Source organism: Pseudomonas putida, assembly GCF_025905425.1.
GTDB lineage: Bacteria > Pseudomonadota > Gammaproteobacteria > Pseudomonadales > Pseudomonadaceae > Aquipseudomonas > Aquipseudomonas putida_AF.
Map to the genome: position 1 here is coordinate 4,318,142 of NZ_CP109603.1, position 13,296 is coordinate 4,331,437.

General features: G+C 60.9%; 16 protein-coding genes. 3 read left to right on the top strand and 13 right to left on the bottom strand.

The features are described from left to right. Positions 1–37: 37 nt before the first annotated feature. The 7 genes from hscB to trmJ all read right to left on the bottom strand — a co-directional run bounded on the left by hscB (position 38) and on the right by trmJ (position 4,830). Positions 38–559 (bottom strand): co-chaperone HscB, encoded by a 522-nt coding sequence (gene hscB / locus OGV19_RS19330; protein ID WP_264310214.1) that lies wholly within the window; start codon positions 557–559, stop codon positions 38–40. An 8-nt stretch (positions 560–567) separates the two neighbouring features. Next, positions 568–891: an iron-sulfur cluster assembly protein IscA gene (gene iscA, locus OGV19_RS19335; RefSeq protein ID WP_008092567.1), complete on the bottom strand. Its 324-nt coding sequence runs from the start codon at positions 889–891 to the stop codon at positions 568–570. Between the two features lie 28 nt (positions 892–919). Beyond that, positions 920–1,306: a Fe-S cluster assembly scaffold IscU gene (iscU, locus tag OGV19_RS19340; RefSeq protein ID WP_003248539.1), complete on the bottom strand. Its 387-nt coding sequence runs from the start codon at positions 1,304–1,306 to the stop codon at positions 920–922. A 46-nt stretch (positions 1,307–1,352) separates the two neighbouring features. Beyond that, a complete protein-coding gene (locus OGV19_RS19345; protein WP_264310215.1) occupies positions 1,353–2,567 on the bottom strand; it encodes an IscS subfamily cysteine desulfurase in 1,215 nt (404 codons plus the stop codon). A 47-nt stretch (positions 2,568–2,614) separates the two neighbouring features. Further along, on the bottom strand, positions 2,615–3,106 hold the full coding sequence (gene iscR, locus OGV19_RS19350; protein ID WP_027595541.1) for a Fe-S cluster assembly transcriptional regulator IscR: 492 nt from the start codon (positions 3,104–3,106) through the stop codon (positions 2,615–2,617). A gap of 179 nt (positions 3,107–3,285) precedes the next feature. Beyond that, positions 3,286–4,071 carry a serine O-acetyltransferase gene (gene cysE / locus OGV19_RS19355; protein WP_264310216.1) on the bottom strand — a complete coding sequence of 262 codons (786 nt, stop codon included), beginning with the start codon at positions 4,069–4,071 and terminating at the stop codon, positions 3,286–3,288. Positions 4,072–4,074: 3 nt separating this feature from the next. Next, the gene (gene trmJ, locus OGV19_RS19360) at positions 4,075–4,830 is read right to left on the bottom strand and encodes a tRNA (cytosine(32)/uridine(32)-2'-O)-methyltransferase TrmJ (RefSeq protein WP_264310217.1); all 756 of its coding nucleotides are present in this window, start codon (positions 4,828–4,830) and stop codon (positions 4,075–4,077) included. A gap of 151 nt (positions 4,831–4,981) precedes the next feature. Between trmJ and suhB the strand changes: the two genes are divergently transcribed. Further along, positions 4,982–5,800 carry a type III secretion system regulator SuhB gene (suhB, locus tag OGV19_RS19365; protein WP_264310218.1) on the top strand — a complete coding sequence of 273 codons (819 nt, stop codon included), beginning with the start codon at positions 4,982–4,984 and terminating at the stop codon, positions 5,798–5,800. 121 nt (positions 5,801–5,921) lie between these two features. On the opposite strand, the gene OGV19_RS19370 is transcribed toward suhB, so the two are convergent. After that, entirely contained in the window at positions 5,922–6,515 is a 594-nt protein-coding gene (locus tag OGV19_RS19370) for an acyl-homoserine-lactone synthase (protein ID WP_264310219.1), read from the bottom strand. Between the two features lie 138 nt (positions 6,516–6,653). Between OGV19_RS19370 and OGV19_RS19375 the strand changes: the two genes are divergently transcribed. After that, positions 6,654–6,884 carry a hypothetical protein gene (locus OGV19_RS19375; protein WP_264310220.1) on the top strand — a complete coding sequence of 77 codons (231 nt, stop codon included), beginning with the start codon at positions 6,654–6,656 and terminating at the stop codon, positions 6,882–6,884. A 3-nt stretch (positions 6,885–6,887) separates the two neighbouring features. Here OGV19_RS19375 and OGV19_RS19380 read toward each other — a convergent pair whose 3' ends face one another. After that, positions 6,888–7,604 (bottom strand): LuxR family transcriptional regulator, encoded by a 717-nt coding sequence (locus OGV19_RS19380; RefSeq protein ID WP_264310221.1) that lies wholly within the window; start codon positions 7,602–7,604, stop codon positions 6,888–6,890. 349 nt (positions 7,605–7,953) lie between these two features. Here OGV19_RS19380 and OGV19_RS19385 point away from each other — a divergent pair, with 349 nt between their 5' ends. Next, positions 7,954–9,378, top strand: coding sequence for a class I adenylate-forming enzyme family protein (locus tag OGV19_RS19385; RefSeq protein ID WP_264310222.1), 1,425 nt, complete (start codon positions 7,954–7,956; stop codon positions 9,376–9,378). A gap of 37 nt (positions 9,379–9,415) precedes the next feature. Here the strand turns inward: OGV19_RS19385 and OGV19_RS19390 are convergent, their stop codons facing one another. The 4 genes from OGV19_RS19390 to yajC all read right to left on the bottom strand — a co-directional run bounded on the left by OGV19_RS19390 (position 9,416) and on the right by yajC (position 13,266). Beyond that, complete coding sequence (locus OGV19_RS19390) at positions 9,416–9,964, bottom strand: glycine zipper 2TM domain-containing protein (RefSeq protein ID WP_264310223.1); 549 nt, start codon at positions 9,962–9,964, stop codon at positions 9,416–9,418. Positions 9,965–10,084: 120 nt separating this feature from the next. Next, positions 10,085–10,993 (bottom strand): protein translocase subunit SecF, encoded by a 909-nt coding sequence (secF, locus tag OGV19_RS19395; RefSeq protein WP_264310224.1) that lies wholly within the window; start codon positions 10,991–10,993, stop codon positions 10,085–10,087. 10 nt (positions 10,994–11,003) lie between these two features. Further along, complete coding sequence (secD, locus tag OGV19_RS19400) at positions 11,004–12,866, bottom strand: protein translocase subunit SecD (RefSeq protein WP_264310225.1); 1,863 nt, start codon at positions 12,864–12,866, stop codon at positions 11,004–11,006. A 64-nt stretch (positions 12,867–12,930) separates the two neighbouring features. Further along, positions 12,931–13,266 (bottom strand): preprotein translocase subunit YajC, encoded by a 336-nt coding sequence (yajC, locus tag OGV19_RS19405; protein WP_027595530.1) that lies wholly within the window; start codon positions 13,264–13,266, stop codon positions 12,931–12,933. Positions 13,267–13,296 lie beyond the last annotated feature (30 nt).

Below are 13,296 nucleotides of genomic sequence, written 5' to 3' on the forward strand. Positions count from 1 at the left end.
TCTGAATACCTTAGGCGTCATCACGGGAGACACCGGGTTAATCGTCGAGGCGCTCTTCCAGTTGGCGCACTTCTTGGGCGAGCTTGTCGAGGAACTGCATGCGGCGCATCAGGCGTTCAGCCTTCTCGCGCTCGTCTGCGACATCCCAGCAGGCGGCGAAATCCTCGTTCAGCGTGTCCTGAGCGACCTTGAGGCGCTTCTTGAACACGCCAACACCATCAAGGTCGGCTTCGTCCTGCAGCTCTTCGAGCTCTTCACGCCACTGCATCTGCTGCAACAGGAAGTCGGGGTCGTGGACCGTGACTTCCTGGGGCACTTCGTGGCCACCGATGGCCAGCAGATAGCGGGCTCGGCGCGGCGCACTGCGCAGGGTCTGGTAGGCGTCGTTGAGGGCCGCGGATTTTTCCAGCGCAACGCGCTGCTCACGCTCGGAAGCGTCGGCAAAGCGATCGGGATGGACTTCGCGGGCCAGCTCGCGATAGCGAGTGGCCAGCTTGTCGAGATCCAGGCGGAAGCTTGGCTGGAGGTCAAACAGTGCGAAATGACAAGGAGTACCCACAGCCAGCCTCAGACGTTGAAGCTTTCGCCGCAGCCACACTCACCGCGCACGTTGGGGTTGTTGAACTTGAAGCCTTCGTTCAACCCTTCCTTGACGAAGTCCAGCTCGGTACCGTCGAGGTACACCAGGCTCTTGGGATCGATGATCACCTTGACGCCGTGGTTCTCGAAGACCGTGTCTTCGTCAGCCAATTCGTCGACGAACTCCAGCACATAGGCCAGGCCCGAGCAACCGGTGGTGCGCACGCCCAGGCGAATACCTTCGCCCTTGCCGCGCCCTTCGAGGGAACGCCGCACATGGTTGGCGGCGGCTTCTGTCATGCTGATAGCCATCGGAACTCCTTACCTCGCAACAGGCGACTTAGATCAAGCCTTTCTTCTGCTTGTAATCGCGTACGGCTGCCTTGATGGCATCTTCGGCGAGTACCGAGCAGTGGATCTTGACCGGCGGCAACGCCAGTTCTTCGGCCAGCTGGGTGTTCTTGATGGTTTCGGCTTCGTCCAGGGTCTTGCCCTTCATCCACTCAGTGGCGAGGGAGCTGGAGGCGATGGCCGAACCGCAGCCGTAGGTCTTGAATTTGGCGTCTTCGATGACGCCCTGCTCGTTGACCTTGATCTGCAGACGCATCACGTCACCGCAGGCCGGCGCGCCGACCATGCCGGTACCGACATCCGGGTCTTCGGCGTTCATCTTGCCGACGTTACGTGGGTTTTCGTAGTGGTCGATGACCTTTTCACTGTATGCCATGGTGCAATTCCTTCCTCATCAGGGAGCCGCTCTTGCCGGCGACTGCTTAGTGGGCGGCCCACTCGATCTTGGAGATGTCAACGCCGTCTTTGTACATATCCCACAGCGGCGACAGCTCACGCAGTTTGTTAACGGCCTCGCAGACTTTCTGCGCGGCGTAGTCGACTTCTTCTTCAGTGGTGAAGCGACCGAAGGAGAAGCGGATCGAGCTGTGCGCCAGCTCGTCGTTGCGGCCCAGAGCACGCAGTACGTACGACGGCTCGAGCGAAGCGGAGGTACAGGCCGAACCGGACGATACGGCGATGTCTTTCAGGGACATCAGCAGCGACTCGCCTTCGACGTAGTTGAAGCTCAGGTTCAGGTTGTGCGGCACGCGGGCAGTCTGGCTGCCGTTGACGTACAGCTCTTCAAGGTCCGAGACCTGCTTGAAGAAGCGGTCGCTCAGGGCCTTGATGCGCGCGTTCTCGCTGGCCATTTCCTGCTTGGCAATGGCGAAGGCTTCGCCCATACCGACGATCTGGTGAGTCGGCAGAGTGCCCGAACGCATGCCGCGCTCATGGCCACCACCGTGGATGATCGCTTCCAGACGGACACGCGGCTTGCGGCTGACGTACAGCGCGCCGATGCCTTTAGGGCCGTAGACCTTGTGCGCCGAGAACGACATCAGGTCGACCTTGAGCTTCTGCAGGTCGATTTCGACCTTGCCAGCCGACTGGGCGGCATCGACGTGGAACAGCACGCCGCGGGAGCGGGTCAGCTCACCGATGGCGGCGATGTCGTTGATCGAGCCGACTTCGTTGTTGACGTGCATCAGCGAGACCAGAATGGTGTCGTCGCGCAGCACGGCCTCGACTTGGGCCGGGGTGACGATGCCGTCTTCGCCTGGCTCCAGGTAGGTGACTTCGAAACCTTCACGCTCGAGCTGGCGAGCGGTGTCCAGGACCGCCTTGTGCTCGATCTTGGAGGTGATGATGTGCTTGCCCTTGGTCTGATAGAAGTGCGCGACACCTTTGAGTGCGAGGTTGTCGGACTCGGTGGCACCGCTGGTCCAGACGATTTCGCGCGGATCGGCGTTGATCAGTTCGGCGACCTGGCGACGACCGTTCTCGACCGCTTCTTCGGCTTTCCAGCCGAAGACGTGGGAGCGCGAAGCCGGGTTACCGAAGTTCCCGTCGACCAGCAGGCAGTCGGCCATTTTCTGGGCGACGCGGGGATCGACCGGGGTGGTCGCGGAGTAATCGAGGTAGATCGGCAACTTCATGGATATCTCCTATCAGGCGGTGGCGTCGCTCGTCGCTTTCATAAAGGTCAGTCGACGGCGGACGTCTCAATCTTGTCCAACTGGGCGGATCGGCCTGCGACACGACGCAGGTCCTGGCGCTGGGCGACTTCCTGCACCTCACGGCGCTTGACGAGGTCGGCCAGGCTGATGCCGCTGAGGAATTCATGGATCTGCTGGCTGAGATCGCACCACAAGTGGTGGGTCAGGCAGGTGTCACCGGCATGGCAATCCCCAAGGCCCTGGCAACGGGTGGCATCGACCGATTCGTTGACCGCGTCGATGACCTGCGCCACCTGGATGGTTTCCATGCCCCGCGACAGCTGATAGCCACCGCCTGGACCGCGCACACTGGATACCAGGCTGCTGCGGCGCAGCTTGGCGAACAGCTGTTCCAGATAAGAGAGGGAAATGCCCTGGCGCTCGGAAATGTCGGCCAAAGACACCGGCCCATGCTGCGCGTGCAACGCCAGGTCAAGCATGGCTGTCACGGCGTATCGGCCTTTGGTAGTCAGTCGCATGGCTATTGGGTACCACGGGAGTTACAGGATGTGAGCGAGTATGCGATTCCCGAGCATTTAAGTCAACTATTAGACCTACTGCTTTAGTCGGGTTTTGCGTCGGGAGGCGGGCGCGATTGTAGCAGACGAGGGGCGTGAGCACACGCCCCGTATGTCACTATGATTTCAGCGCGGCGCGATCAATGCGACTGAGTGTCGCGCTGGGCGCCCTGGGCAACTTCGGTGAAATCGTCTTCCGGCAGTGCCGGCAACTCCTTGGCGCAGTAGTCACTGCCCATTTTGGTCAGCGCACCGCACATGCCTTCCAGGCGCTCATCGACCGCTTGCAGATGGTCGAGCATCTGGCCGATGGCGCGCGCAACCGGGTCGGGCATGTCGCCACTGACGCCATAGGCATCGAAGCCGATCTTCTCGGCCATGGCTTTGCGCCGGGCTTCGACTTCGGTCTCTTCGCTTTTGACGATAATGCGGCCTGGGATGCCGACGGCGGTCGCCCCTGCCGGCACCGCCTTGGTGACCACGGCGTTGGAGCCGATCTTGGCCCCGGCACCGACCGTGAACGGGCCCAGCACTTTGGCCCCCGCCCCCACCACCACGCCGTTTTCCAGGGTCGGATGGCGCTTGCCTTTATTCCAGCTGGTACCACCCAGGGTCACGCCCTGATAAAGCGTGACATCGTCGCCAATCTCGGCGGTCTCGCCAATGACGATGCCCATGCCGTGGTCGATGAAGAAGCGCCGGCCAATGGTGGCGCCGGGGTGGATTTCGATCCCGGTCATCCAGCGCCCGAAGTTCGACACCAGCCGGGCCAGCCATTTGAAATCACGCGTCCACAAGGCATTGCCAAGCCGGTGCAGCCAGATGGCGTGCATGCCGGGGTAGCAGGTCAGCACCTCAAAGGCGTTGCGCGCAGCGGGGTCACGGTGGAATACGCTTTGAATATCTTCACGCAGACGTTCGAACATCTGTCAGCCCTTCCTTTTATGCGGTTCGCCCCGAGCCACTTTCTGGGTCTCGGTGAGGATACCGCGCAAAATGCTCATTTCCGGACGCTCGACGGAGCTTCGCCCATACAACCGGCGCAGGCGCGCCATCAGGTGCTTGGGCTTCTCGGGGTCAAGGAAGCCGATGTCCACCAGGGTCTTTTCCAGGTGGTCGTAGAACAGCTCCATTTCGTCCATGGTCGCCAGCTCGCTGGCGTCGACCTTCTCGACTTTGGCCGGTGCATCCTCGGCCGCCAGCCAGGCCATGCGCACCTCATAAGAGAGCACCTGGACAGCGGCAGCCAGATTCAGCGAGCTGAAGTCGGGGTTCGAGGGAATGTGCACGTGGAAGTGACATCGCTGCAGTTCTTCGTTGGTCAGGCCGGCGTGCTCGCGACCGAACACCAGGGCGATTTCCTCGCCGCCCAGCGCATGCTCCACAGCCTTGGCCCCGCATTCGCGAGGGTCGATCAGCGGCCAGGGAATACTGCGCTCGCGGGCACTGGTGCCCATCACCAGGTTGCAGCCGACCAGCGCCTGCTCCAGGCTGTCGACGACCTGGGCGTTGCCCAGCACATCGTCGGCGCCCGAGGCACGCGCACTGGCTTCGGCAGCGGGAAACTCTTTCGGCTGCACCAGCACCAGACGCGACAAGCCCATGTTTTTCATGGCACGCGCAGCGCCGCCGATGTTGCCGGGGTGGCTGGTATTGACCAGAACAACACGAATATTTTGCAGCACGGTGTTGTGCTCTCAGAGGCAGATATCAGGGGCTTCGATCTTACAGAACCGACAGACGTAACGCCATGAAAGCAAATGTGACACTTCTGCCGTCAAAGATTTCTGCTAGAATGATCGGCTTTCTTCTTTAACATCTCCAGGTGACCCGCCCATGCAGCCTATGCTGAATATCGCCCTGCGCGCCGCTCGCAGCGCCAGTGAACTGATTTTCCGCTCCATCGAACGCCTGGATAGCATCAAGGTCGATGAGAAAGAGGCCAAGGACTACGTTTCCGAAGTCGATCGCGCCGCCGAACAGAAAATCGTCGACGCCCTGCGCAAGGCCTACCCGAACCACTCCATTCAGGGTGAAGAGACCGGCATGCACGCGGGCACCGGTGAAGAAGGCAAGGACTACCTGTGGATCATCGACCCACTGGACGGTACCACCAACTTCCTGCGTGGCATCCCTCACTTCGCCGTCAGCATCGCCTGCAAATACCGTGGCCGCCTTGAGCACGCTGTGGTTCTCGACCCGGTTCGCCAGGAAGAATTCACCGCCAGCCGTGGCCGTGGCGCCCAGCTCAATGGTCGTCGCCTGCGCGTCAGCTCGCGCACCAGCCTGGACGGCGCCCTGCTGGGTACCGGCTTCCCGTTCCGTGACAGCCAGATGGACGGCCTGGACAACTACCTGGGCATGTTCCGCGCCCTGACTGGCCAAACTGCCGGCATCCGCCGCGCGGGCTCCGCCAGCCTGGACCTGGCTTACGTCGCCGCTGGCCGTTTCGATGCCTTCTGGGAGTCGGGCCTGTCCGAGTGGGACATGGCTGCAGGCGTACTGCTGATTCAGGAAGCAGGCGGCCTGGTAAGCGACTTCAACGGTGGCCATGACTTCCTCGACAAGGGCCACATCGTCGCTGGCAACATCAAGTGTTTCAAAGCGGTACTGACGGCTATCCAGCCGCACCTGCCAGAGAGCATGAAGCGCTAAGCGCGAATTGCATTTAAAGAAGCACCCCTAGGGGTGCTTTTTTTATGGGCACGCAGAGCGCTTGGCATTTAGCTGACTGTGCAACGTATTGATAAAACACCGGATCCCAGCAAACAGCCACTCAATGGCAGTTGCTATTAATTGCTGTTTCCAAGGCTGCCGTGGTCTTCTCATTCAACTCGATGCGCAGCGCTACCGCCCGCTCAACGCCAATTTGCAACGCTGGGCCGAAGCGGCTGATATCCAGGCCCAGACGAATCAACATCTTCTCGACCCCTACCGTGGTCACTGTGACAAACTGTTTTACACCACAATCGACGGCATAGTTGACGATGGCATGAATGGCCTGCGTGGTGCCCTGCGAGAAACCGAACCGATTGCCGTCAGGCAGCTCGATGGCAAAGCGGCTAAGCTCCCAGATTGTGTCGGAGCAAGGCGCAGGATGCCCATGTAGCAGCTCAGGGAACGTATGCGCCAGCATGTTCGGGCCGGTGGTCGGCAGTATCCGCCAGCAACCACACACATAGCCCTCATCGTCATTGCGGTTGATGATCATGTAATAGGGGTCGAGTGCATCGTAACCATCGATCTCCATGTCATTGATCAGCGGAATGTCCCACATCTTCTTAACTTTGAAAATACGCGCCCGAAGTTTATGCATGGCATTCAGCGCTTGTGGGTCGATGTTCGTGCGGCGATCAATGGAGATAAGCATAGTGGCAAATACCGGCAGGGGTTGGAGTTGCCGCCCACGGTATATTCACGCTGAATAAATAAAATCCTACCTAATTTGGGAGGTGGCCGAAGTTAATCAGGCTTGTTAATTTTTCGGCTTTTGCAGGATGGATTCCCGATGAAGCTACTCAATACCTCAGCTGTGCGCGAGGTCGCCCATCAAGCCATCAGCCTGCGCCTGGGGCTCAAGCAGAGCCAGACCGAGTTCTGGTCAAGATTCGGCATCAGCCAGGCCTGCGCCAGCCGCATCGAATGCACCAGCCAAGTCCCCGCCCCGGTATACATCCTGCTGCGCCTGTACCTCAGCGGCCGCCTTGAGGAAAGCGACCTGGCGCAACGCCCGAAGTAGCACTCAAGGCGTGATCGATTTTTGCTGGATGGCCTTGAGCACCGCCATCTGACGCGAGCTGACCTGAAACTTGCGGCGGATGTTCTTGAAGTGGAAGTCGATGGCCGAGGTCGTGCACGACAGGATCATCGAGATTTCCCAGGTCGTCTTGCCTGCCGCGCTCCACTGCAGCACTTCTTTTTCCCGGCTCGTCAGGTGTACCGGCGCGGAGCACTCAATGCGCGCCCTGAGCATCCCCTCCATCGCGTAATCGCGCAGCAGGGTCGCCATGGGCAAGGACTGGATCATCGCGACCGCCGCCTGCGCGCCGCTCTCGTCTGGCTTGAGACAGAGCATGCCTGCCTCGCCTCGCGGGCCATGCAAGGGCAGCGCAAGCCCTTGCTCCAAGCCATGTGCCGCGGCTTCCTCGAAGAATTCCGATTCAGAGGGACGGCAGTAGTTTTCCCGGTCCCACAGCAAGGGCCGGTTTGCATTCAGGCAATGCTGAACGACCGGGTCAACCGCAGCGTAAGACTCGGCATCGTAACGGGTACGCCACGCATCAGGGTAATCGCTGTAAATCAGCACCTGCTGATTGGCGTCAGTGGGCGCAGGCTTGAGACCGATCAGAAAGTTCGAATATCCCAGCTTGCGGGTCAAGATTTTCAGGTGAGCCAGCCAGTCCTCAAAGCGCTCCATTTCGCTGAGTTGCAGCAGCTCATCCATCACCAGTAGGGCCATTCCCTTCCTCGTAGACACCGTTTGACGGTGGTCTCATGTCGAGACAACACGCGAGGGAATATCGACTCCCTCATTCAGGTGGGTCGATAAGATAGTTACATGGCACTTTGAAATCAACGTGCGAGTAATGTCCGCCGACGAGATACACGCGCGACGCAAACGGTCGCAGACACTATTCAGTTGCCGGCGCGGCCACAACCTCCCTGTTCTGGGAGGTACCAGGCAGCGCGCGCAACCTATTTACTAGCGTGGCACCAGCCTGCACCGGCAGGCGGCACTACTTTGCACATGGACGGCACGGGAAGACACCTGAAGCTGTATTTCGGCTGACCCTCAAGGAGACCCCTGCATGTTCCAGCAACAGTTCTTTAGCATGGTTGCGCGCCATCGTGACTATCCGGCGGTCGTCGACAGCCATGGCAAAACCCGCAGCTATGGCGAATTGCTGCAGGACATCGACCAATTGCGCGCCAGGCTGCACGCCGCAGGCCTGCGTGAAGGCGACGTGGTGGCCACGCAACTGGAAAACAGCACGGGTTATGTCGCGCTGCTGTTTGCCATGGCCAGCCTTGGGCTCATTCATTGCCCTGTGAGCGTGACCAGCAGCATTCATCAGCGGGCCATGCGCCTGGGCCAGGTCGGTGCCTCCCTACTGATTACCGAAGCCGGCATCGTGCCCGCTGGCCTTGGCGTGCCAGGCTTCACCCTGCAATCGCCAACACCTGTAAACATCAAGACTCCAGCCTGGCGGGACTGCGCCGGGCTGATGCGCATGCAGGAAACCTCAGGTAGCACCGGCACCCCAAAGCTTGCGCTGTGGCGCCAGGACCGGCTGTACCGAGAAATCATGCACTGGGTCGAGAGCGCCGGCCTCGACGCCGGCGCGCGCTACCTGAACATTCATACCCTGGATGGCGGGCACGCAGTGGACCTGCATGTATTCCCGGCCTTGCTGACGGGCGCCACGCTGTATCTGGGCGATGCGGCGCAGGTGGAGAACACCCTGCGCACTCTGCACGAACAGCGCATCAGTGTGATGAGTGCACTGCCGTCGCAATACCTGGAACTGGCCCGTACCGCGCAGAGCCGTGGCATCCGCCTGCCGGCGCTGAGCAAACCCTTCTGCGGCGGCACCTACCTGGATGATCATGTGGTGCTTGAATGCGAGCGCCACCTGGGCGTGCACCTCAGGCGGATCTATGGCTCAACGGAGTTCGGCATGATCTTGGCCAACTTCGCGCCAAAACTGCAGGTCGGCTGCGGCATGCGCCCGGTGGGCGATGTCGAGGTGACGCTGGAGCCTCTGGACCCTGCACAACCGGAGGTGGGTGAAGTGATCGCTCGCTCCTCGCACCGTGGCTCTGGGTACTTCCCGCCAGCGCCCATTCCCTGCGAAGACCACGCCTATGCCACCGGCGATATCGCCCGGCGCCTGGCCGACGGCAGCTTGATGCCCATGGGCCGCGCAAGCGATGCGCTGCTGACGAAACAAGGTACCCAGTTCGCACCTGCCCTCGAAGCGCAGATTGCACAGGCCATGAAGTTCGAAGGGGTGGTGATACTGGTGGACGAGCAGGATCGTCGTCGCGCCCAGGTGGTGGTGCAGGCCAGTACGGCTGACGCCCATGAGCGGTTGGCCGATCTGACCGGGGGGCTGGAGCGACTCGGCATCTGTGCCGGTATCGCAGTGCTTGAGCGGATTCCGTTGACGCCCACCGGTAAGCCGGACCGTGTGCGGCTTCGCAAGCTGTTAGCCGCTCAAGCAGTGCTGTAGGCGATCGACCGTAGGATCGCGTTTCACCAGAGCGCGATCACTGCCCCGCCTGATTCTCACTGAGGATCAGCTTGCCATTCTTGTCCAGGGGGATGGTCGAGCCTGGCTCGTGGTCCATCTTCACCTGCCCCACCTGGTCGCCGATGGTGTACTTCACGTTGTAGCCAACGACTTTGTCACTGATGTCATTGACCGTGTTGCAGCGGGTTTGCGTCGTGGTGTAGGTGTCACGCTCCTGCATGCCTTCCTGCACCTTGTTACCGGCATAACCACCACCGACCGCACCGGCCACGGTGGCGATCTTCTTGCCGGTGCCGCCACCAATCTGGTTACCCAGCAGGCCACCGGCCAGAGCGCCCACTACGGTACCTGCGATCTGGTGCTGGTCCTTGACCGGCGCCTGACGCGTCACAGTGACATCCTTGCAGACCTCACGCGGCGTCTTGACCTGCTGCTTGATTGGCTGCACGTCGGTGACCTGGGCGTACTCCGGCCCTTTGTTCACCAAGCTGTAGGTCGCCACAGCACCTCCGGCAGTCACACCGACAGCACCCAGCACCGCACCCACCAGCATTGATTTATTCACGTGAACCTCCTGATCATACCCGCGGGGCTTGGCCCGCCTTCTCCCTGCCTTGGAGCAAAAAAAAAGGCGCGAGTTCAATACTCGCGCCTCTTGATTCGCCAAACGGCGTAGGAAAAGCCCTTACGGACGCTCGTCCACACCCTCAGCCTTGGCTGGCGGAATCAGGTCTTCGCTGTTCAGGTTCAGCCAGATCAGTACCACGTTGGCGATGTAGATCGACGAGTAGGTACCGGCCATGACACCAATGAACAGTGCCAGCGAGAAGCCGAACAGGTTGTCACCGCCGAAGAACAGCAGCGCAGCAATGGCCAACAGGGTCGAAACCGAGGTGGCGATGGTACGCAGCAGGGTCTGGGTGGTGGAGACGTTGATGTTCTCGATCAGCGAGGCCTTGCGCATCACGCGGAAGTTCTCACGCACCCGGTCGAACACGACGATGGTGTCGTTGAGCGAGTAACCGATGATCGCCAGCACCGCCGCCAGCACCGTCAGGTCGAAGGTGATCTGGAAGAACGACAGAATGCCCAGGGTCACCACCACGTCGTGGATCAGCGAGATGATCGCGCCGACGGCGAACTTCCACTGGAAGCGGAAGGCCAGGTAGATAAGGATACCGCCCAAGGCCAGGAGCATGCCCATGCCACCCTGGTCACGCAGCTCTTCACCCACCTGCGGGCCAACGAACTCGACGCGCTTGAGTGTGGCCGGGTTGTCGCCGCCGGCTTTTTGCAGTGCCGCGGCTACCTTGCTGCCCAGCTGCGGGTCATCGCCCGGCATCCGCACCAGCAGGTCGGTGGTAGCGCCAAAGCTCTGCACCACGGCTTCGTGGAAACCGGAGTCAACCAGCTCGGCACGGACCGCCTTGAGGTCGGCCGGGCGCTCGTAGGTCAGCTCGATGAGCGTACCGCCGGTGAAGTCCAAACCGAAGTTCAGGCCCTTCTGCCACCAGCTGAACAACGCCAGGACGGTGAGGAGCACAGTGATGGCGAACGCGACATTGCGCACGCCCATGAAGTTGATGGTTTTCATCGCAGCTCCCTCAAACCCACAGCTTCTTGATGTCACGCCCGCCGCAGGTCAGGTTGACCATTGCACGGGTCACCATGACGGCGGTGAACATCGAGGTGAAAATCCCGAGGGACATGGTGACCGCAAAGCCCTTGACCGGGCCGGTACCCATGGCGAACAGGATGCCGCCGACCAGCAGGCTGGTCAGGTTGGCGTCGATGATCGCGGTATAGGCGCGGTTGAAACCTTCATGGATGGCGCGCTGCACCGACATGCCGGCTTTGAGCTCCTCACGAATCCGCGAGAAGATCAGCACGTTGGCGTCCACCGCCATACCCATGGTCAACACGATACCGGCGATACCCGGCAGGGTCAGGGTCGCACCCAGCAGCGACATCAATGCCAGCAGCAAGACCATGTTGCCCGCCAGGGCGATGGTGGCGATCACGCCGAAGCCGCGGTAAATGGCGATGATGAACAGCGAGACGAACAGCATGCCCCACAGCGACGCATCAATACCCTTGGTGATGTTGTCCGCACCCAGGCTTGGGCCAATGGTACGTTCTTCAGCGAAGTACATCGGTGCGGCCAGACCACCGGCACGCAGCAGCAGCGCCAGTTCGGACGATTCGCCCTGGCCGTTCAGGCCGGTGATGCGGAACTGGCTGCCCAGTGGCGACTGGATGGTCGCCAGGCTGATGATCTTCTTCTCTTCCTGGAAGCTCTGTACCGCCACTTCCTTCTCGACGCCGTCGACGGTCTGCTTGACGTAGCGGGTAACCGGCTTCTGCTCGATGAAGATCACCGCCATGCTGCGGCCGACGTTGCTGCGCGTGGCGCGGCTCATCAGCTCGCCGCCGTGGCCATCCAGGCGGATGTTCACCTGCGGGCGGCCATGCTCGTCGAAGCTGGCCTGGGCGTCGGTGACCTGGTCACCGGTGATGATCAGGCCACGCTCGACCGGGGCGGAACGGCCGCCCTCACGGAACTCGAAGACCTCGGTGGTCGCCTTGGACGCACCCGGTTCGGCGCCGAAGCGGAACTCCAGGTTGGCAGTCTTGCCGAGGATACGCTTGGCTTCGGCAGTGTCCTGCACGCCTGGCAGCTCGACCACGATACGGTTGGCGCCCTGGCGTTGAACCAGCGGCTCGGCCACGCCCAGCTCGTTGACACGGTTACGGACGGTGGTCAGGTTCTGCTTGATCGAGTATTCGCGGATCTCGGCGACTTTCGCCTGAGTCAGCGCCAGACGCAGCACGGCAAGGTCATTGCGCTCGGTGGCGGTCAGGTCGAAATCATTGAAATTCTTGCGGATCAGGGCGCGTGCCTGTTCGCGGGTTGCATCGTCAGAGAAGCCCAGCATGATGCCGCCATCCTGCTGAGGCAGGCTGCGGTAGCGGATGCGCTCTTTGCGCAGGAGGGTTTTGACCTCGCCTTCATAGACTTTCATGCGGGCGGTCATGGCCTTGTCCATGTCCACTTCCAGCAGGAAGTGCACACCACCGGACAGGTCCAGGCCCAGTTTCATCGGGCTTGCACCCAGGTTGCGCAGCCATTGCGGAGTGGTCTGAGCCAGGTTCAGGGCCACGACGTAATCATCGCCCAGTGCCTTGCGCACTACATCCTTGGCCGGAAGCTGGTCTTCCTGGTTGGTCAGGCGAATCAGCGCACTGCCCTTCTCACCCAGGCTACCGCCCTTGACGGTGATACCCGCATCGGTCAGCGCCTTGGTAACGCGATCGAGGTCGGCCTGGCTTACCTGCAGCGCCGAACTGGCACCACTGACTTGCACCGCCGGATCATCTGGGTAGAGGTTGGGAGCGGAATAAATAAAACCGATCGCCAGTACCAGCAAGATCAGTGCGTATTTCCACAGAGGGTATTTGTTCAGCATCACGCCGCCCGTTCAAGACGCGGGGCGCGTTGCGCGCCCCGACTGGAAAAATAAAACCGGTAACTCAGATAGCCTTGAGCGTACCTTTTGGCAGGGTCGCGGCGATGGCGCCCTTCTGGAACTTCAGCTCGACGGTGTCGGAAACTTCCAGCACCACGAAGTCATCGGTAACTTTGACGATCTTGCCGGCGATGCCGCCGTTGGTGACAACTTCGTCACCTTTTTGCAAGTTGCCCAGCAGGTTCTTCTGCTCTTTGGCGCGCTTGGCCTGAGGGCGCCAGATCATCAGGTAGAAGATGACCAGGAAGCCGACCAGGAAGATCCACTCGAAACCGGTACCGGCTGGGCCGGCGGCGGGTGCAGCTGCGTCCGCGTAAGCGGCGGGAATCAGAAAGCTCATGAGGCACTCCATTACTGAATTTTAATATTT